We start from the raw sequence: 21,912 nt of genomic DNA on the forward strand, positions 1-21,912 counted from the left end.
AAATAGGAGGTCATAGATATGGATGAGGTTTTAAGGTTTGCCAATAGCACTCCGGTATGGATTTTTGCCAGCATAGTTGTAGCTATCGTTATTTTTCAGGCTCTGATTTTCATCCGGATCGCTTCCCAGACAGCCCCAAACATTGGTATGACAAAGGATGAAACAAAAAGGGCTTTGAGAACAGGCTTTATCAGCAGTTTAGGACCTTCTTTCGGAATTGCAGTGGTCATTATCTCCCTTATTGCCGTCCTTGGCGGTCCGTTCACATTGATGAGGATAGGAATCATAGGCTCAGCTGCAACTGAATTGACCGCAGCTGGTATTGGGGCTAATGCATATGGTGTAGAGCTGAATTCCCCTGATTTTGGTTTGAAGGCATTTACGACTGTTGTTTGGACCATGTGCCTTGGGGGGACAGGCTGGCTGTTTTTTACTGCTCTTGCGACAAAATCACTGGGGAAAGTGGAAAAGAAAATTGTCAGCAAAAATGCCAAAATGATGACCATTGTGTCGACAGCTGCAATGCTCGGAGCATTTGCTTACCTTGCCAGTCAGCAAATGGTGAAGGGTTATAGTGAGACGGTTGCTGCCATAGCTGCAGGCGTATCGATGATGGTTATTCTTACATTTGCCAAAAAACGGGAAATCCGCTGGCTGCAGGAATGGGCGCTGGGCATTTCACTTGTCATCGCATTGACTATCAGCTATCTGACAACACTTATTTAAGAAAGGGGATGTATTATGTCAGTACCGACGAAAGCTGGAGTGACGGAAGCAAAAATTGAAGTAAGACAAACAACCATGAGCATGCAGGGATTCCATGGCAAGTCAGATTTTTGGGGGCAAACCACTCTTTGGATGCTGATTGTAATGTCATTTGTGCCGCCGATCTATTTTTCATTCATACTGGGCTACCATCCAGGCTGGGGAGCCATTGCAGGGGGATTGGTCGGATATGCAGCCTTTATCGGGATCATGTGGTTTCTTGAGCCCATTACTTATTATCCGGTGCTTGGAAAATCCGGAACCTATATTGCGTTTTTGACCGGTAATATCGCCAATATGTGCCTTCCGTGTTCAGCTGCCGCTCAGGAGTCAATTGGAGCAGAGCCCGGTACAAAAAAAGCAGAGGTTGCAGGCACGCTGGGAATTGCTGTCGCTTCCTTAACAAACATTGTCATTATCATCGCGGTTGTGTTAAGCGGTTCGTTTATCCTGACTATCATCCCGCAATCCATCCAAAATGCCCTTCAATTTATTCTGCCTGCAATTTACGGAGGGGTTCTAGGGCAATTTGCCCTTAAAAAGCCTCTGTATGGATTGGTTGCTTTCGTAATCGGTATGGCTGTGCTGTTTGCGCCGATTTTCAGCTTGATCAAAATCGTTCTTTGTGTAGCCATTACAATTGCGGTCGTTTTATTTATTGAAAAATCAAAAGGCGGCGCATCCGAGTAAGTCTTCATAGCATCTTTAGCAGACTTTATTCCCCTTCAGCTTAGATGAAAAATTGAAGGGGATTTTTTTGAGTCAAAATATAAAAGTGAGGAGCGGTATGAAATGGGAAAAGATATTTGTTTTGATTCTGCACGCAATCTTGCCAAGGCGATACAGGACCGGGAATTATCCGTCCGGGAAGTGATGGAAGCACACCTGTCACAAATTCAGCGAGTAAATCCAAAGGTAAATGCAATCGTGTCTCTTAATGAGGAATTGGCGCTAAAGGAAGCAGACAAGGCGGATAAAATGCTGGATGCAGGAAAGCCGGCCGGCCCTTTCCATGGACTGCCCATCGCGATTAAGGATACTCACAATGCTGTTGGCTTTCCGGCAACAAGCGGATCCCTAATCTACCGGGACAATTATCCAAGTGCGGATGATCTGATTGTTGAAAGACTGAGGAAGGCAGGCGCGATAGTGATTGGAAAAACAAACGTTCCTGAATTTGCTGCAGGGTCTCATACCTTCAATAAGCTGTTTGGCGCTACCAGAAACCCATATGATCTAAGCAAATCAGCGGGCGGAAGCAGCGGGGGAGCAGCTGCTGCAGTGGCAAGCGGAATGATCCCTTTTGCGGATGGAAGCGATATGGGCGGATCGCTGCGGAACCCTGCCAGCTTTAACAATGTGGTTGGGCTGAGAACTTCCCCTGGGCGTATCCCACTTTCAAGAACAGCGCTCTATTCGCCTCTGGCTGTGCAGGGGCCAATAACACGGAATGTAGATGACGCCTTTTTTATGCTGTCTGTGATTGCCGGACCTGATGGCCAGTCCCCGCTTTCCATTGAAGAGCCAGGATCCAGGTTCCTGGAGCCGGTTCAGCTTGATATTAAGGGTTTGCGCATCGCGTATTCTGCTGATTTTGGAGGTCTTCTTCCAGTCGAGCCGGAGGTGAGAAGCAACCTTGAAGAACAGGTAAAAGTCTTTGAGGATCTTGGGTGCATAGTGGAAGAAGCATGCCCGGATTTAACGGAAGCAGATGAAGTTTTCCAAGTGCTTCGAGCATGGGAGTTCGAGCTATCTTATTCTGAAATCTTTGAGCGATACAGTGAAATGATTAAACCGAGTGTCATCTGGAACATTGAAAAGGGCAGAAGCCTGAGCGGTCCGGATTTAGGACGTGCCGAGCGGCTCCGGGCGCTTTTATATAACCGTATGAGTGAATTTTTTAAGCAATATGATTCGCTGATGCTCCCAGTGAGCCAGGTTACAGCATTTGATGTGAATATTGAATATCCAACAGAAATCGATGGCGTAAAAATGGAGAATTATATTGACTGGATGAGGTCCTGCTATTACATTTCCGCAGCAGGTAACCCATCTGTCTCCATCCCGAGCGGATTTACTGCAGAAGGCATCCCGATTGGCCTGCAAATTGTCGGACCGCACAGAGCTGACTTTGAGGTCCTAAGAATCGGGCGGGCCTTTGAACGGGCTACAGGGTACGGAAAAAGGCGACCGAAGATTGCTATTGAACAGACGATATAAAGAGTCGGAGCTGCTTCCTCATGGGGAGCTGCTCTGTTTATTTCCAGCGGTCGAAACCTGCCATTTGCCAGTGTAGAAATAAATCTTTTCCTGGGAAATTAGCTGTGAAATTGTCGATAAGAGCCCTCTGAAGACGAAAAACCCTGAATCACAGGGTTGACAGGTCCCTATATTTCTGAAATAATAATAACCAATTAAATACTGGTACCTTTAATTCAGTCCCGTGAGGCTGACAAGGACAGCGGAAGTATGATACCAAGGGGTGAGGTGCAGCCTGCCCTGGGGTTCTTCATGCAGGAAAAAGGCTTCTTGTCGGAAAACGGCGAGAAGCCTTTTTCTTTTTCCATGCACTTACTATCGAAGATCCTTCGGTACCAGTTTCAAAACTCGATTGGAGGAATTGGTATGAAAAAAGTAGATTTGGATTTTTCGTTAGAAGCGGTACCTCAAGGGCATCGCAATGGTTTCTGGAAAATGCTTGTGGTGATGCTCGGCCTAACCTTCTTCTCAGCCAGCATGTGGTCAGGCGGAACGCTTGGAACAGGATTAACGTTCATTCAATTTATAGGAATCGTTCTGGCAGGCAACTTGATTTTAGGGGCTTATACAGGAGCCCTTGCTTATATCGCCGCAAAAACTGGCTTATCAACACACCTGCTTACCCGCTATGCATTCGGTGAAAAAGGATCTTACCTCTCTTCCTTCTTGCTGGCTGCGACTCAGGTTGGGTGGTTTGGCGTTGGGGTAGCGATGTTTGCGCTGCCGGTTCAGAAAGTAACAGGAATTGATGCGTATCTCCTGATTGCAGCAGCAGGTCTGCTGATGACAGGCACAGCCTTCTTCGGCATGAAGGCTCTGGCCATCTTGAGTTTCATAGCTGTACCTTTAATCACTATTCTGGGAAGCTTCTCCGTTTTTAAAGCGACAGAAACAGCAGGCGGCCTGGAAGGGCTTATGCAATATCAGCCAACAGAGGCCATTAGTCTGGCAGCGGCTTTAACGATTTGCGTAGGCTCGTTTATCAGTGCAGGTACGCTGACTCCGGACTTCACGCGATTCTCAAATACAAAGCGTTCTGCAGTAGTATCAACAGTCATCGCCTTCTTCATCGGAAACTCTATCATGTTCCTCTTTGGTGCAATCGGTGCAATCGCAACAGGGCAATCGGATATTTCAGAAGTCATGTTCATCCAAAAGCTGATTTTCCCGGCAATTCTGGTTCTTGGTTTAAATATCTGGACAACAAACGATAACGCTTTATATGCATCAGGCTTAGGGTTTGCGAGCATTTTAAAGATCCGAAAAGGAAAGGTTGTCATCTTCAACGGGATTATCGGAACGATTGCGGCCATGTGGCTGTACAACAACTTTGTCGGATTCCTGACGATTCTGGGATCGACACTGCCATCCATCGGGGCTATCATCTTAGCAGATTACTTTATCGTGAATCGCGGAGAGTATAAGAAGTTTGCAGATATGAATTTTAAGGCTGTTAACTGGATCGCAATCCTAGCCTGGGCAGCCGGCGTGGCTGCGGCAAATTTTGTGCCGGGAATCCCGCCAATCAACTCGCTGTTAGGATCAGCCGTAACATTTGTCCTGGTATCAAAATTGGCTGCTGCTTTACAAAGTAAGGAAACAGTCAGGGAAGGGGAATTAGGAAGTGATTATTAAAAATGCAAAACTAAGAGGTCGGGAAGGCTTTTGGAATATAGCGATAAAAGACGGAAAGATTCATAGCTTATCACAAGGGGAAGCGGAAGCGGGCCAGAAAATTCTTGATGCTGCAGGATCCCTGGTTTCGGCACCATTTATCGAGCCTCATATTCACCTGGATACTACCCTAACAGCCGGAGAGCCGGAATGGAATCAGAGCGGAACATTATTTGAAGGCATCCAAAGATGGGCACAAAGAAAAGAAACCCTGACACATGAAGATGTAAAAACAAGGGCCAAAACGGCACTAAAATGGCAGATTGCGCAGGGAATCCAGCATGTCCGCACCCATGTGGATGTAACAGATCCAAGTCTGACTGCATTAAAAGCACTTTTAGAAGTAAAAGAAGAAATGGCTGACTATGTGGACATCCAGCTTGTAGCCTTCCCGCAGGAGGGAATCAATTCTTATCCAAGCGGCGCCGAGCTCATGGAGGAAGCGCTGAAAATGGGGGCTGATGTGGTAGGAGGCATTCCTCATTTCGAGTTCACAAGGGAGTATGGCGTTGCTTCAATGAAAACGGCCTTTGATCTTGCAGAAAAATATGACCGCCTTGTTGATATCCATTGCGATGAAATCGATGATGAACAGTCGCGCTTTGTGGAAGTTGTGGCTGCGGAAGCCTATGAACGCGGATTGGGCAGCCGGGTAACAGCCAGCCATACAACGGCAATGGGCTCGTATAATGATGCTTATACCTACAAGCTGTTCAGACTGCTAAAGCTATCAAACATTAATTTTGTCGCCAACCCGCTCGTAAATATCCATCTGCAGGGGCGCTTTGATACGTACCCGAAGCGCAGAGGGATTACAAGAGTAAAAGAATTGCTCGAAGCAGGGCTAAATGTAAGCTTCGGCCATGACGACATCTTTGATCCATGGTATCCGCTTGGCACCGGCAATATGCTGCAGGTGCTCCACATGGGCATCCATGTGTCACAGCTGATGGGCTATGAGCAAATTGTTAACTCTTTTGACCTGATTACAAATAATAGTGCTAAGACATTAAATATTGAAGAGAAATACGGAATTGAAGCTGGGAAACCGGCCAACCTGATCATTCTTGATGCGGAAAATGAGTATGAAGCGATCAGGCGTCAGGCGGCTGTCAGGTATTCCATAAGAAATGGAAAAGTAATTGCTGAAACGAAACCCAGCCAGACATCTGTGATGTTTGGTGAGGCAAAAGAGAATGTGAACTTTCATAAATGATAGATAAAAGACTGGCTCAGGCTGACTGAGGCAGTCTTTTTTTATGCTGCAAGGACACTAACCATATATTTATTAGTTTCCAAATGATAGTTTTATTTAACTAATAAACGATAAATAAAACTATTATAAAAAATCGAAAAGTTATGTAAACGTTTACAAAATATATGTTGAAGAACCTGAATAGAATAAATGCCAATAATAAAAATTTCGACTCTAAAAATATAGTAGAATATTTCGCTAATCTAAGATATACTAATTTTTATTAAAAAATATGAAAAATCTAAAAATAAAATCTAGTCAGTAATTTTTTTACTAAGGGAAATAGCGGACTGCACTCTTGCATCTCCGCTTACATAAAAAACACAAGGGGGAAAATACCGATGAAAGGCAAGTCTTCATTAGTTTTAAGCATTTTACTGATTCTTTCATTGCTGCTTTCAGCATGTTCCGGCAGCAGTGAAGAAGCATCAGGCAACAGCAGTGAACCAAAAGAGGGAGGTTCATTAATTTATGCTCGGGGTGCTGACGCTATTGGGCTGGACCCAATCAATGTTACGGATGGAGAATCTATTCGTGTTACAAGCAATATCTTTGAAACCTTGTTTGTTTATGATGAAAATCTTGAAGTCCAGCCAGGCTTAGCGGAATCTCACAAAGTATCTGATGATGGACTGACCTGGACCATTACCCTTAAAAAGGGCATTAAGTTCCAGGATGGAACGGATTTTAATGCAGATGCAGTCGTGTTTAACTTCGACCGATGGATGGATCCCGAAAACCCCTACCATAAAGGGGATTTTCCATACTATCCGTTCTTATATGGGGGCTTTAAAGGCGATCCAAACCATAAAATCGAGTATGTAAAAGCAGTGGATGAATCAACAGTTGAGTTTAAATTAACTGAAAAGACAGCTCCGTTTATCAGCTACTTAGCTATTCCTATGTTTGGAATTGCCAGTCCGGCAGCGATTGAAAAGCATGGCGACAAGTTCTATGAAAATCCAGTAGGAACAGGTCCTTTCGTATTTGAAAGCTGGAAGCATAATGACAAAATTGTACTGAAAAAAAATGAAAAGTATGCAGGAGATGGGCCATATCTTGATGAGCTGATATTCAGAGTTATCCCTGACAACTCTTCACGCCTGACTGCACTTCAAGCTGGTGAAGTGGATATCATCGATGGCTTAAACCCTGACGATGCGACAACCATTGAAGCCGATTCACAGCTTAGTCTTGTAAAGCGCCCAAGCTTTAACATTGGCTACATGGTTCTCAATACACAAATGGCACCTTTCGATGATGTAAAAGTACGTCAGGCAGTAAATATGGCTATTGATAAACAAGCCATTGTAGATGCTTTCTATAATGGCTATGCAGAGGTAGCGAAAAATCCATTCCCATCAGTGCTTTGGGGCTATAATGACAGCATTGAAGACTACAAGTTCAATGTGGAAGAAGCGAAAAAGCTATTGGCAGAAGCAGGTTATCCAGATGGATTCAAAACCCAGATTTGGGCAATGAGCAACCCGAGACCATATATGCCGCAGCCGATGAAAGTGGCGGAAGCCATTCAGGCTGACCTGAAGAAAATCGGCATTGAAGCGGAAATCGTTACCTATGAATGGGCGACGTATCTTCAAAAGTCAGGAAACGGGGAACATCCAATGGGATTATATGGCTGGACAGGCGTTATGGCCGATCCGGATAACTTCCTATTTCCGAACCTGAGTGCAACCAATACTGATAAACCTGCCAGCAACCGTGCGTTCTATGAAAACGAAGAATTTACGAAGCTATTGCAGGATGCTCGTGTAACATTTGATCAGGACGAACGTGCAAAGCTTTACGAGCAGGCTCAGGAAATTTTCCACAAGGATGCCCCGTGGGTGACTCTTGCTCATACAACACCGCCAATTGCAATGGCGGGCTATGTCCAGGGATTCACTGCACACCCAATGGAAGATGATGATTTTACTAAGGTTTACCTGACGAATTAAGGACAATTTCATTTCCGGATGCCCCTGCAGATGCGGGGGGATTCTTTTTATTTTAAAGGAGGGTTACATTTTGTATGAATTATTAAAAGGCCTGTGTGATATTGTGGGGCCCAGCGGTTTTGAACAGGATGTTCAAAGATTTATCTTAAATGAAGTGAAGGATTATGTAGATGAATATCACGTTGATTCAGTAGGGAACCTGATTGTGAAAAAGAAAGGGAATAATCCGGATTTTCCTTCTTTAGTCATTGCAGCTCACACCGATGAAATTGGGTTTATTGTAAAAAAGATTGAAGACAATGGGTTAATTCGATTTGAAAAATTAGGCGGATTCGATGACCGTATTCTTTTATCATTGCCAGTTAAGGTCCGTTCTGAAAAAGGCACTGTGGACGGAGTGATTGGAACCATTTCAGCCCACTATGTGAAATGGGATGATCCAAAGCGCATATCCAGCCACCGTGATCTTTATATTGATATCGGAGCCCGTACAGCAGAAGAAGCTATGGAAATGGGAATCAAAGTTGGACAGCCCATCAGCTATGGCACAGAGTTCAAAAAAATAGGAAATAACCGCGTTATTGGCAAAGCTTTGGACGACCGGGCAGGCTGTGCATTATTGATCCGCTTACTTCAAAACATCGGAGGAAATGGGGCACAGCATGGCGACATCTACGGGTCTTTTACTGTTCAAGAGGAAGTTGGCTTGAGAGGTGCTTCCGTTGTATCTGCTGCCGTAGATCCTGACTTTGCGCTGGCCCTTGATACAACGCCAGCCAGCGACACATTTGATGTCCTGATGACAGGCACGAGAATCCTTGGCAGCGGCCCGTGCATCAAAATCGCTGATAAATCACTGATTGCCCATCCGCTTGTCACTCAGCACCTCGAAAAAGTGGCCGCAGAAGGGAATATTCCATATCAGTATGAAGTCTTCATGGGAATCGGAACAGATGCTGGAGCCATACATATGACAAATAAAGGCGTCACAACAGGTGTTATCTCGATCCCGTCCCGCTATACTCATACACCTATTGAAGTAGTCGACCTGGATGATATGGAGAACTCCTACAAACTGCTGCACGACTTTGCTGTGACATTGGATCAGCTGAAGGGAAAGACGTTTTTAGATACTTAATCGTTTAAGGCAGGTTCTTTCAGAAGAAAAAACCGGCATTAGCGGCCTGGCAGTGAACATTACTGCCGGGTTTTTTTGCTTTGGCAAAGTAAAATCAATCAAACATTTGATTGAACCAGGGAAAACCCTCGCAAACACTGCATTCTCGGATGAGGAAAATACTAAATAATTTCATAATTTAGTATTTTAACTTGAAATTATAGCGCTTACATAGTATATTTGAATACGTATTCAAAAAGTAGAAATTTCAGAAAGTTGGTGAGCAATTGGAGAGAATAGCTGTACTTGGGTGCGGCACGATGGGCCATTCTATTGCGCTTAATGCGGCCTGGGCCGGATTAAATGTAAAGATGCAGGGCATCAGTGAAGCCGACCTGGAACAGGGCTGGACCAATATGCTGAAAAAGCTTGAGGTTATGCTCGATAACGGTATTTTATCCGATTCGGAGGCTGCCCAAATTCAGGAAAATATTAAAATGACCGTATCTGTTGAAGAAGCGGTCACGGATGCTACTTTTGTAATTGAAGCTGTACCGGAAAACATTCAATTAAAGATTGACTTATTTAAGCGTCTTGACGCTCTTTGTGCTCCCGATGTCATTCTGGCCAGCAATACTTCCGGCCTCAGTCCAACGGAGATTGCTTCTGAGACAGCATATCCGGAACGGACAGTGGTGACACACTTCTGGAATCCGGCTCATCTGATTCCTCTCGTAGAGGTCGTACGGGGTGAGAGAACTGGCGATGAGGCAGTAGAAAGGTCGTTTCAGCTTTTAAGGCAAATGAAGAAAAAGCCGATTGAAGTGAAAAAAGAGATTCCCGGTTTTGTCGGAAATCGCCTTCAATATGCCCTCTTCCGCGAAGCCCAGTATCTTCTGGAGGAAGGCATCGCGAGCAAAGAAGATATTGATGATGCAGTTACTTACGGCATTGGGCGCAGGCTGCCGGTTTCAGGCCCATTGATGACAGCCGATATGGGCGGACTGGATGTCTTCTCGGCCATCTCTGACTATCTGTTCCAGCATTTATCCAGTGCTGAGGGCTCCCTGCCGATTTTAAAGAAGCTTGTAGAGGAACAGAAGCTCGGCGATAAATCGGGTGAAGGCTACTACAAGTGGGATGAAGCTTTTTCCAAACAGTACAACCAGAAGAGGGAAGCTGAGCTGATTCGCTTTTTAAAGAAGGATTTAGCAATCCAATAAAGCTGATGGAGGAATGGCATGAAGAACTTTCCTGACCTGGAGAATAAATCGGTGATCGTGACGGGCGGAAGCAAAGGGATCGGAAGGGATATCGCCCTTTCCTTTGCAGAGAACGGAGCGAAGGTTGTGATCGTGGGGAGAAATGAAGAGGCTCTGCAGCAAACAACCGAAGAACTGAGAAAAATGAATCCTAACAGTTTTTATGTTTCCGCTGATTTAAATAAAGTTTCAGAGATTCATAGAATGACAGAAGCGGCCGTTGATTATATGGGCTCTTTTGATGTACTGATCAATAACGCGGGAATTAACCGGGCCAAGCCTGCTATGGAAGTGACAGAAGAGGATTGGGACCTGACGCTTGACACCAATTTGAAGGCAGCCTTCTTCTGCAGCCAGAAAGCAGCCGAATATATGATCCCGAATCAATCCGGCAAGATTGTCAATATTGCTTCCCAAATGGCCTTTGTCGGCTATTTCAAACGGGCGGCATATTGTGCCAGCAAGGGCGGCATGGTGCAGCTGACGAAAGCGCTTGCGGTGGAGTGGGCCTCCCATGGGATTAATGTGAACGCAGTCGCTCCGACCTTTATTGAAACGGAGCTGACTTCAAAAATGTTCGAAGACAAGGAATTTGAAAAGGAAGTCTACAGCAGGATTCCGCTTGGAAAGCTTGCGGATGCCGAGGATGTTTCCGCTGCCACCCTATTCCTTTCTTCCAATCTATCAAAGTTTATTACAGGCGATACGATAAAAGTAGATGGCGGATGGACAGCCATTTAATTTTTACCGAATTTTGCATACGTATTCAAAAATAAAAACATGGAGTGATATTAAATGGCAACTTTCTTAAAACAGGGCAAAAATGATCAAGAGGTACAGGAAGCAGATGTAAAAGTAAGGGAAGCGGTAAGTGCAGTTCTTAAAAATATCGAAGAAAACGGAGATGCGGAGGTCCGGAAGCTTTCTGAGCAGTTTGATAAGTGGTCACCGGAACAATTCAGATTAAGTGATGAGCAAATTCAGGAGATTGTGGCATCTGTACCTGAACAAACGATTAATGACATCAAATTTGCTCAGGAGCAAATCCGCAATTTCGCAGAGCATCAGAAAGCAGCATTACAGGATATTGAAGTGGAAACATTGCCTGGCGTTTTCCTTGGCCATAAAAACATTCCGGTAAACAGCGTAGGATGCTATATTCCCGGCGGACGCTACCCGATGGTTGCTTCCTCCCACATGAGTGTTTTGACGGCGAAAGTGGCAGGCGTTAAGCGTGTGATTGCATGCACACCTCCGATTAAAGGGGAAATTCCTTCCGCAACCGTAGCCGCAATGCATCTTGCAGGCGCTGACGAGATTTACCTTCTTGGCGGAATCCAGGCTATGGGTGCAATGGCAATCGGAACAGAAACCATCGAGCCGGTTGATATGCTCGTTGGACCAGGAAATGCGTTTGTGGCGGAAGCGAAGCGCCAATTATACGGAAGAGTCGGAATCGACCTGTTTGCCGGCCCAACTGAGGTTCTTGTCATTGCGGACGAAACAGCTGATGCAGAGATGGTCGCAACAGACCTTTTAGGCCAGGCTGAGCATGGACCTAACTCTCCGGCATGCCTCATTACAACTTCAGAGAAACTGGCGAACGAAACAGTGGCAGAAATTGAACGCCAGCTTGAGACTCTTCCGACAGCAGATGTTGCAGGCGCGGCATGGAAAGATTACGGTTCTATCATTCTTGTAGACAGCCTGGAAGAAGCCGTAGTGGAAGCGGATAAATTGGCTTATGAGCACGTGGAGGTTTTAACTGAGGATCCAAACTACTTCCTTGAAAACATGACAAACTATGGTGCGCTTTTCCTTGGGCCGGAAACGAACGTTGCTTACGGGGATAAAGTCATTGGCACAAACCATACGCTTCCAACCAAAAAGGCAGCTCGCTACACTGGCGGACTATGGGTTGGCAAGTTCCTGAAAACGTGCACATACCAGAGAACAACCCCTGAAGCAAGTGCAAAAATCGGTGAATATGCATCCCGTCTATGTGACCTTGAAGGCTTTAAAGGACACCAGGCACAAGCTGACCTTCGTGTGAAGCGCTACAGCAGCCTCGTGAAGTAAGCAAAATCTGTTATAATTTCTCTGTCTAGATTCAGGCAGGAGGAACATGCGTTGAAAAATAAAAAAGTGACAGCCATGGATGTCGCTCGGCTGGCAGGCGTTTCGCAATCGAGCGTGTCCAGGGCTTTTAGTGAAAATTCAAGTATCTCTTCAAAAAAGAAAAAGCTTATTCTGGAGGCTGCTGAACAGCTGGGATATCAGCCGAATGCAATAGCACGGGGTCTAATCACAAATCAGTCCCGCATCATTGGCATTGTCATGCGGAATATCCAGAACCCTTTTTATCCCGAAATTCTCGATAAGTTTTACAGCAGGCTGGCTGAAAAAGGGTACAAGGTAATGTTTATCAACTCCCAGAATAACGAAATCCAAGAGGATGAAGTGAGCCATTTAATTGAGTACAGCGTGGAGGGAGCCATCATCACAGATGCGCTTTTGACCTCTTCAACTGTACAGAAGTTTACCCGCAATGGCATCTCGGTCGTCCTGTTTAACCGATATGTGAACGATTCCTTAAGCAGTGCTGTTGTGTGCGATAACTTTGCTGCCGGCAAAAGGATAGGGCACTACTTGATAGAAAAAGGACATGAAAATCCCGCCTTTATCTCCGGACCGATGAATACATCAACAACAGTTGATCGGAAGAATGGGTTCCAGGAAGCTTTGGCTGAACACGGCATCTCTTCCTTTTTAACCGAAAACGGCCTTTATTCGTATGAAGGAGGATTTGCAGCAGCAGAAAAGCTGCTGGAACAGGATAAAAAGATAGATGCCATCTTCTGTGCAAATGATATATCCGCTTTTGGCGCAATGGATTATCTGAAAAAACAGGGTTTCAGAATCCCTGAGGATATTTCTGTCATAGGCTTTGACAATGTGGCTATGTCAGATTGGTCATCCTATGAATTAACCACCTGGCATCAGCCGGTTGATGAAATGGTCGATTATTCGATTAACCTTATTTTGGAGCACATTAATGGGGACACGGACGCCCCCGAAATCCAAAGAATAGAAGGGCATTTGGTGGAAAGAGGTTCAGTAGCGGACAGAAGGTGATGGAGAGAAGGCAGGGGTTTTCGGGATAGGAGGATCTTATGCTAAGTATGATTGGATTGTTTGGGGGGATTGGGCTTCTCATCTATTTGACGATGAGAGGGATGAACCTGCTGCTTGCTGCCCCTCTTGCAGCATTTATTGTTGCAATATTCAGCGGATTGCCGATTTTTCCTCAGCTCGCTGGGGAGGGTGAGGTCAATTTTCTAACCAACTATATGAACGGATTTGCCGGGTTTATTACATCCTGGTATTTGATGTTCTTATTCGGTGCCATTTTTGGAAAACTAATGGAGGACAGCGGAGCTGCAGACAGTGTTTCCAAATGGATTATCGGAAAGATTGGCATGAAACGGGCAGCGTTAGCTGTTGTCATTGCCTGTGCGGTCTTAACCTATGGCGGTGTAAGTCTGTTTGTTGTTGCCTTCTCCGTCTATCCAATGGCATTGAGCCTATTTAAGGAAGCCAATCTGCCAAGAAGGTTCATACCGGCAGCTCTCGCCTTCGGTTCGACTACATTTACCATGACGTCGGCAGGTTCACCGGAAATCCAAAACTGGATTCCGATTGAATTTCTGGGAACTTCCCCGTACGCTGCCTGGGAAGTCAGCTTCATTGTTGCTGTCTTTATGATGGCATTTGGATACTGGTGGCTGAAGAAAATGATTAACAAGGCGATCCGCAATGGAGAAAAATTTGAGGCAAGAGAAACGGATTCTGCTTTGATCCGTGAAAACTTGCCAAGCCCCATGTTAAGTATGGTGCCGCTCTTGGTCGTCCTTGTGATTTCGTTTATTTTCCATGATTCATTGGCACAATCAGCCTTAATCATTGCCTTATTGAGCGGCTGTTTTGCCACCTATTTTCTTAACCGCAAGTATTTTACAAATGTATGGGGGGCGGTATCGGAAGGAACGATCGGCGCCTTGATTGCCATTGCCAATACATCCGCAGTTGTCGGCTTTGGCGGAGTGGCTAAAGCAACACCTGCCTTCGCCAGCGCGGTAGATGCTATGACCAGCATTCCGGGAAGCCCTTTAATCGGCGGGGCTCTGGCTGTTGCTGTCATTGCAGGTCTGACTGGATCTGCTTCAGGTGGTCAATCCATCGCACTGCCGCTGCTTGCCCCGCACTATCTGGATATGGGTGTCAATGCAAGTGAACTTCATCGTGTTGTGGCGATATCATCCGGATCGATTGATTCCTTGCCGCATGGCGGTTACGTTGTGACAACCATCCGTGCAATCTGCGGTGAATCCCATAAGGATGCCTATCCGGCATTTGGTGCATTAACAGTCATTGTGCCAATACTGGGTGTTATATTAGCGGTCATTTTATTCTCGATTTTCTAAATGGCTTTAGCAGAAAGACAGAGGGGTTTAGGCTCTCTGTCTTTTTTAAAAAGAAATATTTGGAACTGCCATAGTCTTTGCTGCAGCACCGATGAGTTACTTAGCTGTTGTGGATATGCCATATGAGCGATGGGTAAAATTTATTTGGAAGCTTATCATAGGGTGGCTGATGATTGGTGCACTAGCATTAGTTGCGGCTGTGCTGATAGGGGTTCAGTAAGCGCGTAATAAAAGGGAGACACCATAATATCCGGGTCTCCCTTCATCTTTATTTTCCAGCCCCAGGCCCAATTCTTCGAATGGCAGTTGCTGATTTGGCCGAATCTGTTTCAGATGCAGTGGTAAATGTAAGGTTGGTCGGTACCGGCTTGGTATTTGGAATTTTTACGTAGACCGGAACTTCCACCGTTTCCCCAGCTTGTACCTCAATCACGTTATTCTCAAGCATTAGCTCCCATCCAGCATCTGTTTTAGCATTAAGGCGGAAGAGATCTGCAGATTCACCTGTATTGGTTACCTTGAAGTAATAGGCTGCGACCTTGCCGGGAGCGGCAAACTCGGTCTTGCCTTTCTGGGCTGCAACTCCTCGGGTGAAGGAACTGGAACCATCCATATTTCTGACAGCTACCCGGTAAGAGAGTGCACCTTCGTCATCCAGTTTCTTTTTTAAAATATAGAAATGAAGCCGGTTGTGCTCGTCCTTATATTCGCTCACAACGCCCTCTGCTGTACCTGCTTTGAAAAGGGAATCGGAAAGCTGCCGGTAATCCCCTTTTGAGTACATGGCTTCTGTGCCATCTGGACGCTTAAAATCGACCTGGTTAATATCTTCTGAATGAGAGTCGATGACCCAAATGTTTGGTGCTGCTTCTGTATTTTTTGTTTTGGCAAGAAGGACACCGGAATCAGGAGTAAAGGAGTCGAACCCTACACGATCTACAACTTCTACCGTATAGTTGTTGTACCACTTTTCCCCGCGCTGCATATCTGCACGCCAATCATCTTCCAGAGAGTTCTTTGGCGTTAAGTCCTCCATGCTGATGTTTATGCCGTGAAGCCCGCTGCGGCCAAATTCTTCTCCAGCCGGAACGGCCCGTGCCAGGATATCAGCAAACACAGGTCCAGATTCAGCCAAGTCTTCGCGGCTGATGTTCAGGTACTGGTCTTCAGATAAAAACCCTTGTTTGATTTTGTTGCGGAGCATATGGTGTGATGGTGCAGATCCACCCAGGGTAGGAAGTACCATCCATCTTGTATGCGGTCCCGCAGGCCCATTGAAGCTCCCGCGGCTCATTAATTCCCATGGTCCGGAATAGGAGCGGGAAACAGGCTTTCCGTAAGGGTTATTGTAATTATCTCCGAGGTTCATAATATGTCCAAACTCATGAGCGAACGTGCCCATTCCATCATTTTCACCTTGGATTGAGACACCACGGCTTGCGCTGGACCAGATGCTTTTTGCTGCAAGCCAGGAAGTCCATGGTACATAGCGTGTATTAGCGGAATTAGGGAACCCTTCGAATGGAGGGCCGAATTCTTTTGATACATCCTCTGCCGTCTGGAACATCATTTCTCCAAATTCCTGCCAGACACCTGATTCGTCATAGCCGGCATGGAGGATAAAGGTAAAGTCGTACTCTTTGCCGGAAGCATCGATGTCAGCTTGTGCTTTAGCAGTGGCTTCTGCTCTTAAATTTTTTCCAGCGTATTCACCCGGCATATTTCCCTGCTGTCCGAATTCATTTAAACCATACTGAAATTCATTGAAATCCATACGGTAGGTGCCAAAGGAATCCAGCTCCACTGCCCATTTTCCGTATGAATTTTCTCTCCAATATTCATTAATCGTCCGATAGTTATTCAGAGGCTGCGGCTTATTCAGAAAGTCCACCCAAAATTGGCCGATTTCATCACGGGGAATGCTGCCGGTACCAATTGGGTTCCCTGCTATTTCAGATCCCTCTGGCTGGCTTAAAATAAATTCCCGGTCCGGAAAGTCGACAATGACAAGTGCTCCCTTCAGCACTCTTTCCGGCTCAATATCGGTGCTGTTCCAATTGATGCCGGGAATGGGACGGTAATCTTCCCAAGTCATATCCTCGGGCAGAACCCATGATTCCCTATCTTCAGGTTCTGGGAAGTCTTCAAGACCTGGCTTTTCTGCGTATGCAGCAGAAGAAACGGTTATCATAAATAAAGTTACTAGCAAAACAAAAGATTTCTTTAATTGCCTCAACTCTTTCGCCTCCCTAAATCTAGTATTCTGGTAAATTATACAATTAAATTTCGGGTATAAAAATATAAAATATTTAAAATATTCAAAAATGATATAGAAGTCATAGGTAGTAGGATCTGTCTGTACCTCCTGATTAGAATAAACTTTTTCGTTTTCACCCTGCTTAAGTTCTCCCCATTGGATGATCGCCTATGATTCTAGTTGAGAGATAAGTATCTGAATGACGTTAAATATTCATTTTGGCTGATAGAATCAAAATTTAAGCCCAATCTAAATACCCGAATGACTGATAAATCTCGCATATTACATTCTCAAGTGGCAATCCAACTTACTGCAATGAAATAGTGTTATAATTTAGAAAATTACGACTGACGGAGGCTTTGAAATGCCTGAATCTATGTCTTTACAGAATGACGAACAATTTCACGTAAAAAACTGGATGACACCCAGCCCTTTTTGTATTCAGCCCGGGCAAACATTGGCAGAAGCTTCAAAAAAGATGGTGAATCTTCACCTGGAAAGCCTGCCTGTACTGGATGAGACGAATGGGTTAGTCGGTATGATTACATCAAGAAAGCTGCTTAACTATTTTGCCCAGGGCAACTCAGGCGACGACTTAATTGGCAGTATTCCCAAATCAAATCTGGCTGTTGTCCGGCCAGACGATTCCATCCTTGATATTTTGTCGCTTCCATATGATCAGCTTCCTGTCATAGGTGAAGATGGCACATTGCTTGGCATCCTAACAACCCGGGATATCCTTGACGGGCTCTCCAAATACATGCATAAGCTGAGACAGCAGCATAATGCTAATGGTGCCCTGGGCGCCATTTTGGAAAGTGCCTATGAGGGGATAGCGGTTGTTGATGAAAACGGCATCCTGCAGGAATTCAATGAAGCGTACAGCCGTTTTACCGGGATTAAACGGGAGGATGCGATTGGCAGGCATGTGACAGAGGTAATTGATAACACCCATCTTCATGAGACGGTAAAGACCGGAATTGCCGAACGCGGAGTTCTTCAGAACATCCAGGGACATGACATGGTAGTGCACCGGATTCCGCTCTGGAAGGAAGGCAGGATTGCCGGGGCCATTGGAATGCTGATTTTTGAGGGAGTAACCGAAGTATATAAAATCTATGAAAAGCTGCAGGAAAATCAAAATGCTAAGCCGGATCTTTTCACGAAGAAAAAGGAAAGCGATAGCCGGATTACGCTTGATCAGATCATTGGGACAAGTGAGGGGATCACGGATGTAAAGCGGCTGGCACGGAAGGCGGCAAGGACAGCGGCTACTGTTCTGATTACGGGTGAAAGCGGGACGGGAAAAGAGATGTTCGCAAAGAGCATCCACCACCTCAGCCCTTTTTCGACTGGCCCTTTCATTAGCGTTAACTGCGGGGCGATTCCGGAGCATTTATTCGAATCCGAGCTGTTTGGCTATGAAGAAGGAGCATTTACTGGTGCGAAAAAAGGCGGCAAGCCTGGGAAATTTGAGCTTGCAGACAACGGTACTATTTTTCTCGATGAAATCGGGGAGATGCCTCTTGTCATGCAGACCAAGCTGCTGCGGGTTCTGCAGGAAAAAGAAGCCGAACGAGTCGGCAGTGTGAAGAAGTATCAGATCAATGTCAGAGTGATCGCTGCGACGAACCGTGACCTTATGCAAATGATCGAAAACGGGGAATTCCGGGAGGATCTATACTACCGGCTGAACATTATCCAGCTTCACATCCCGCCGCTGCGCGAACGGAAAAAGGATATCCCCATCCTGCTGGTCCATTATCTGAAAGAGATTTGTGAGAGGTATCAGGTACCCGGAAAAATATTCACTTCTGAAGCGGTGAATGCATTTGTACAGCATCCATGGAGGGGGAATATTCGCGAGATGGTCAATACGGTGGAGCAGCTGGTAACGCTGGTGGATGGGAAGGTCATTGACAATCATCATTTGCCGGAGATGTTAAAAAGGACTGAACCTTTTATGAAAGAAGGGAAAGAACCCTCATTAGCTGCCGGATCTATAGAAGAAGCCAGGTTTCTGGGAAACCAAAGAGAAGCGGAATTGATTCTTGATGCCTTAAGAAAGGCGGGCGGGAATAAATCGAAGGCAGCTGATTTACTTGGGATTCATCGGACAACCCTCTACCAAAAGCTTAAAAAACATGGAATAACATGAATGCAGTGTAGTGATTTCGCTACAAAAAATCTACAGCTGTAGTGTAGTGGCTACGCTTTTGCGGACATGAGACACTGATTTTTACCGGGTTTCATAGTTGGCACGCTCCTTGCAAGTATAGAAGTAACAGAACAAAAGGGGTGGAATGTTCAATGGAGAAACCAGCAGTTTTCCGGGTGCCGGAAGCGATCTTTTATGGAAGGGGATCTTCCGAAAAAGTTGGGGCTGAAGCGGCGCTTAGAGGGAAAAAAGCATTAATAATCAGTGACAAAATAATGGATCAGCTTGGTTATGTAAGCGAATGCAGAACCTTTCTTCAGGAAGCCGGAGTAAAAAGCGAGGTATACCTTGGGGTAGCATCTGAACCAACTGATGAGTATGTGGCAGAAGCATTGGCGCTTTTTCAGGAAGAACAATGTGACCTCGTCATCTCAGTAGGGGGCGGCAGCTGTATTGATACGGCGAAAGCCATCGCCGTTCTCGCAGCGAATGGCGGCTATATCGGCGATTATATGGGGGGAAAGAAACTGGCCCAGAATGCGCCTGTACCTCACATTGCCATTCCGACAACAGCTGGGACAGGCTCTGAGGCAACAGATGTAACAGTCATCACGAACTCATCCAATGATGTAAAAATGATGATCAAGCAGCCTGCCTTCATGCCGAGTGTGGCGATTGTAGATCCTTTGCTCACGATATCTTCACCGAAGAATGTTACATCTGCAACAGGGGTGGATGCATTAAGCCATGCCATTGAAGCCTATCTGTCCAAAAAAGCACATCCGATGACCGATACGATGGCTATATCGGCTATGAGATTAATTGTGGAAAATATTTTAACCGCTTACAACGAGGGGCAAAATATCGATGCCCGTGAGGCAATGAGCCTTGGATCTCTCCAGGCGGGTATGGCGTTTTCTAATGCATCCGTATGTCTAGTGCACGGAATGAGCCGTCCGATTGGAGCTTTATTCCATGTGCCGCATGGAATCTCGAATGCCATGCTTTTGCCGGCCGTATTGGAATTCAGCCAGGAAGCATGTGTGGATCGCCTGGCAGATATCGGAAGAATTTTTCAGCCTGAAAATGAAAGCCTTACCAGAGAAAAAGCAGCTGAAATCGCTGTTCAATCTGTTAAGAATTTGTGTTTGAAATTAAATATTCCTAATTTAAGAGGATGGGGAATTGACGAAGAAGCTTTTAAGGCTGCGGTAGGAAAAATGGCAACAGATGCGATAGACAGCGGCAGCCCTGGCAACAATCCAAGAGTCCCGACTCAGAGCGAGCTGGAAGAGTTATACCATGTTTGCTATGAATATCAGTTTTCCTCTGAAACAGAGAAAGTATAACAGGGGGGACATTCAGATGATTGGAATTCTGGGGTTAATCGCTTCACTGATTCTATTAATGTATTTAACAATGAAAGGCGTAAATATAATTATTGCCGCCATCATCAGCGCAGTTGTGGTTGCTCTTACAGGAGGACTTAACCTTGAGACTGCCCTGACAGAGCATTATATGACAGGCTTTACAAATTATTTTTACTCCTGGTTCCTAATCTTCCTGCTTGGGGCAGTTTTCGGGAAAATTATGCAGGTAACCAAGGCGGCTGACAGTATTGCGAATTGGGTTAAGGATACACTGGGCCCATCCAGAGCTGTATTTGCTGTCGTGGCCGCAGCAGCGATTATGACCTATGGCGGCGTCAGCTTGTTTGTCGTAGGCTTCGCAGTGTACCCAATTGCGGTTTCACTATTTAAAGTGGCCAATCTGCCGCATCGTTTTATCCCGGCCGCTTTGGTGTTCGGTTCGATTTCGTTTACGATGACAGCACCGGGATCGCCGGAAATCCAAAACTTGATTCCAACTGAGTTTTTCGGAACAAAGCCGACTGCGGGTGGAATCATTGGAGTGTTAATGGCATTAATCATAATGATAACAGGCGGTATTTTACTAAGCCGAATGGTGAAAAAGGCGGTTCAAAATGGAGAGGTATTTTCTTTGCCGAATCAGCCGTCCAATGCTGCAAATGAGTCGGCGGCTGCTCTGGAAGCGGAGCTGTCCATGCAAAGGCCTGATGCTGCTCCTCCAGGGAAGGACTTCCCGCATGTTTTGATGGCGATATTGCCGCTGGCTTCCGTTATTGCCATTTTAAACACAGCAGCCAACTTTACTTCGTCGACGGCTGCCGCTTTAATTTCCCTGACGAGCGGAATCATTTTGGCATGTGTACTGATGATTAAATATCTGGTTGGATTTTGGGAGGCTTTGGCAAAAGGTGCCCAGGATGCTTTAGTCGCCGCGGCTAATACGTGTGCGGTTGTGGGCTTCGGAAGTGTTGCCGCCCAGGTTGCTGCCTTTGATACATTCGTCGATGCTCTGGTCAATATTCCGGGACCTCCCTTAATGGGACTGGCGATAGCCGTTACACTGATTTGCGGGATTACAGGTTCGGCTTCAGGCGGTTTGGGGATTGCCCTTCCGATTCTGGCGCCTATGTATATGGCCCAAGGCCTGGATCCTGGCGCGATGCACAGGATTTCAGCACTGGCTTCGGGCGGCCTGGATTCACTTCCGCATAATGGCTATGTCGTTACGACGATCCGGGCGATATGCGGGGAAACCCATAAACGCGCCTATTGGCCAATTTTCATCTTGAGTGCAGCGATGCCAACGGCTGTATTATTCCTGGCAGTGATCTTATATTCGATTTTTTAAAAGTT

Annotated in this window: 17 protein-coding genes; 16 read left to right on the top strand and 1 reads right to left on the bottom strand. The window is 45.8% G+C overall.

Annotation, left to right across the window (positions count from 1 at the left end; translation table 11 throughout):
- Nucleotides 1-18 precede the first annotated feature (18 nt).
- From QUF73_19195 to QUF73_19255, 13 genes are all read left to right on the top strand, one after another.
- Nucleotides 19-726, top strand: a complete 708-nt coding sequence (locus tag QUF73_19195; GenBank protein MDM5228254.1) for a DUF5058 family protein — start codon at nt 19-21, stop codon at nt 724-726.
- Between the two features lie 15 nt (nt 727-741).
- The gene (locus QUF73_19200; GenBank protein MDM5228255.1) at nt 742-1,455 is read left to right on the top strand and encodes a small-conductance mechanosensitive channel; all 714 of its coding nucleotides are present in this window, start codon (nt 742-744) and stop codon (nt 1,453-1,455) included.
- Between the two features lie 102 nt (nt 1,456-1,557).
- Nucleotides 1,558-2,985, top strand: coding sequence for an amidase (locus tag QUF73_19205; GenBank protein ID MDM5228256.1), 1,428 nt, complete (start codon nt 1,558-1,560; stop codon nt 2,983-2,985).
- A gap of 405 nt (nt 2,986-3,390) precedes the next feature.
- Nucleotides 3,391-4,659, top strand: a complete 1,269-nt coding sequence (gene codB, locus QUF73_19210) for a cytosine permease (protein ID MDM5228257.1) — start codon at nt 3,391-3,393, stop codon at nt 4,657-4,659.
- On the top strand, nt 4,649-5,914 hold the full coding sequence (locus QUF73_19215) for a cytosine deaminase (GenBank protein MDM5228258.1): 1,266 nt from the start codon (nt 4,649-4,651) through the stop codon (nt 5,912-5,914). Before codB ends, QUF73_19215 begins: the two co-directional genes overlap by 11 nt.
- Before the next feature lie 380 nt (nt 5,915-6,294).
- Nucleotides 6,295-7,911 (top strand): ABC transporter substrate-binding protein, encoded by a 1,617-nt coding sequence (locus QUF73_19220; GenBank protein ID MDM5228259.1) that lies wholly within the window; start codon nt 6,295-6,297, stop codon nt 7,909-7,911.
- 70 nt (nt 7,912-7,981) lie between these two features.
- Nucleotides 7,982-9,049, top strand: coding sequence for a M42 family metallopeptidase (locus QUF73_19225; GenBank protein ID MDM5228260.1), 1,068 nt, complete (start codon nt 7,982-7,984; stop codon nt 9,047-9,049).
- A 266-nt stretch (nt 9,050-9,315) separates the two neighbouring features.
- Nucleotides 9,316-10,251 carry a 3-hydroxyacyl-CoA dehydrogenase family protein gene (locus QUF73_19230; GenBank protein MDM5228261.1) on the top strand — a complete coding sequence of 312 codons (936 nt, stop codon included), beginning with the start codon at nt 9,316-9,318 and terminating at the stop codon, nt 10,249-10,251.
- Nucleotides 10,252-10,269: 18 nt separating this feature from the next.
- Nucleotides 10,270-11,031, top strand: coding sequence for an SDR family NAD(P)-dependent oxidoreductase (locus QUF73_19235; GenBank protein ID MDM5228262.1), 762 nt, complete (start codon nt 10,270-10,272; stop codon nt 11,029-11,031).
- Nucleotides 11,032-11,085: 54 nt separating this feature from the next.
- Complete coding sequence (hisD, locus tag QUF73_19240; protein ID MDM5228263.1) at nt 11,086-12,369, top strand: histidinol dehydrogenase; 1,284 nt, start codon at nt 11,086-11,088, stop codon at nt 12,367-12,369.
- A gap of 51 nt (nt 12,370-12,420) precedes the next feature.
- Complete coding sequence (locus QUF73_19245) at nt 12,421-13,425, top strand: LacI family DNA-binding transcriptional regulator (GenBank protein MDM5228264.1); 1,005 nt, start codon at nt 12,421-12,423, stop codon at nt 13,423-13,425.
- 38 nt (nt 13,426-13,463) lie between these two features.
- Nucleotides 13,464-14,774, top strand: a complete 1,311-nt coding sequence (locus QUF73_19250; protein MDM5228265.1) for a GntP family permease — start codon at nt 13,464-13,466, stop codon at nt 14,772-14,774.
- 91 nt (nt 14,775-14,865) lie between these two features.
- Nucleotides 14,866-14,994, top strand: a complete 129-nt coding sequence (locus QUF73_19255) for a hypothetical protein (GenBank protein MDM5228266.1) — start codon at nt 14,866-14,868, stop codon at nt 14,992-14,994.
- A 48-nt stretch (nt 14,995-15,042) separates the two neighbouring features.
- Here the strand turns inward: QUF73_19255 and QUF73_19260 are convergent, their stop codons facing one another.
- On the bottom strand, nt 15,043-17,010 hold the full coding sequence (locus QUF73_19260; GenBank protein MDM5228267.1) for a M6 family metalloprotease domain-containing protein: 1,968 nt from the start codon (nt 17,008-17,010) through the stop codon (nt 15,043-15,045).
- A 385-nt stretch (nt 17,011-17,395) separates the two neighbouring features.
- On the opposite strand from QUF73_19260, the gene QUF73_19265 reads away from it, so the two are divergent.
- The 3 genes from QUF73_19265 (at nt 17,396) to QUF73_19275 (ending at nt 21,907) form a co-directional block, all read left to right on the top strand.
- A complete protein-coding gene (locus QUF73_19265) occupies nt 17,396-19,189 on the top strand; it encodes a sigma 54-interacting transcriptional regulator (GenBank protein MDM5228268.1) in 1,794 nt (597 codons plus the stop codon).
- 152 nt (nt 19,190-19,341) lie between these two features.
- Nucleotides 19,342-20,538: an iron-containing alcohol dehydrogenase gene (locus QUF73_19270; protein ID MDM5228269.1), complete on the top strand. Its 1,197-nt coding sequence runs from the start codon at nt 19,342-19,344 to the stop codon at nt 20,536-20,538.
- Between the two features lie 16 nt (nt 20,539-20,554).
- Entirely contained in the window at nt 20,555-21,907 is a 1,353-nt protein-coding gene (locus QUF73_19275; GenBank protein MDM5228270.1) for a GntP family permease, read from the top strand.
- The last annotated feature ends 5 nt before the right edge of the window (nt 21,908-21,912 follow it).

The organism is Cytobacillus sp. NJ13 (genome assembly GCA_030348385.1).
Classification (GTDB): domain Bacteria; phylum Bacillota; class Bacilli; order Bacillales; family Cytobacillaceae; genus Cytobacillus.

Bases quoted from the DNA above. Each gene is read 5' to 3' on its own strand.
- QUF73_19270 (MDM5228269.1), top strand. From the start codon at position 19,342: ATGGAGAAACCAGCAGTTTTCCGGGTGCCGGAAGCGATCTTTTATGGA.
- QUF73_19275 (MDM5228270.1), top strand. From the start codon at position 20,555: ATGATTGGAATTCTGGGGTTAATCGCTTCACTGATTCTATTAATGTAT.
- QUF73_19265 (MDM5228268.1), top strand. From the start codon at position 17,396: ATGCCTGAATCTATGTCTTTACAGAATGACGAACAATTTCACGTAAAA.
- hisD (MDM5228263.1), top strand. From the start codon at position 11,086: ATGGCAACTTTCTTAAAACAGGGCAAAAATGATCAAGAGGTACAGGAA.
- QUF73_19220 (MDM5228259.1), top strand. From the start codon at position 6,295: ATGAAAGGCAAGTCTTCATTAGTTTTAAGCATTTTACTGATTCTTTCA.
- QUF73_19200 (MDM5228255.1), top strand. From the start codon at position 742: ATGTCAGTACCGACGAAAGCTGGAGTGACGGAAGCAAAAATTGAAGTA.
- QUF73_19250 (MDM5228265.1), top strand. From the start codon at position 13,464: ATGCTAAGTATGATTGGATTGTTTGGGGGGATTGGGCTTCTCATCTAT.
- codB (MDM5228257.1), top strand. From the start codon at position 3,391: ATGAAAAAAGTAGATTTGGATTTTTCGTTAGAAGCGGTACCTCAAGGG.
- QUF73_19235 (MDM5228262.1), top strand. From the start codon at position 10,270: ATGAAGAACTTTCCTGACCTGGAGAATAAATCGGTGATCGTGACGGGC.
- QUF73_19255 (MDM5228266.1), top strand. From the start codon at position 14,866: ATGAGTTACTTAGCTGTTGTGGATATGCCATATGAGCGATGGGTAAAA.
- QUF73_19195 (MDM5228254.1), top strand. From the start codon at position 19: ATGGATGAGGTTTTAAGGTTTGCCAATAGCACTCCGGTATGGATTTTT.
- QUF73_19205 (MDM5228256.1), top strand. From the start codon at position 1,558: ATGGGAAAAGATATTTGTTTTGATTCTGCACGCAATCTTGCCAAGGCG.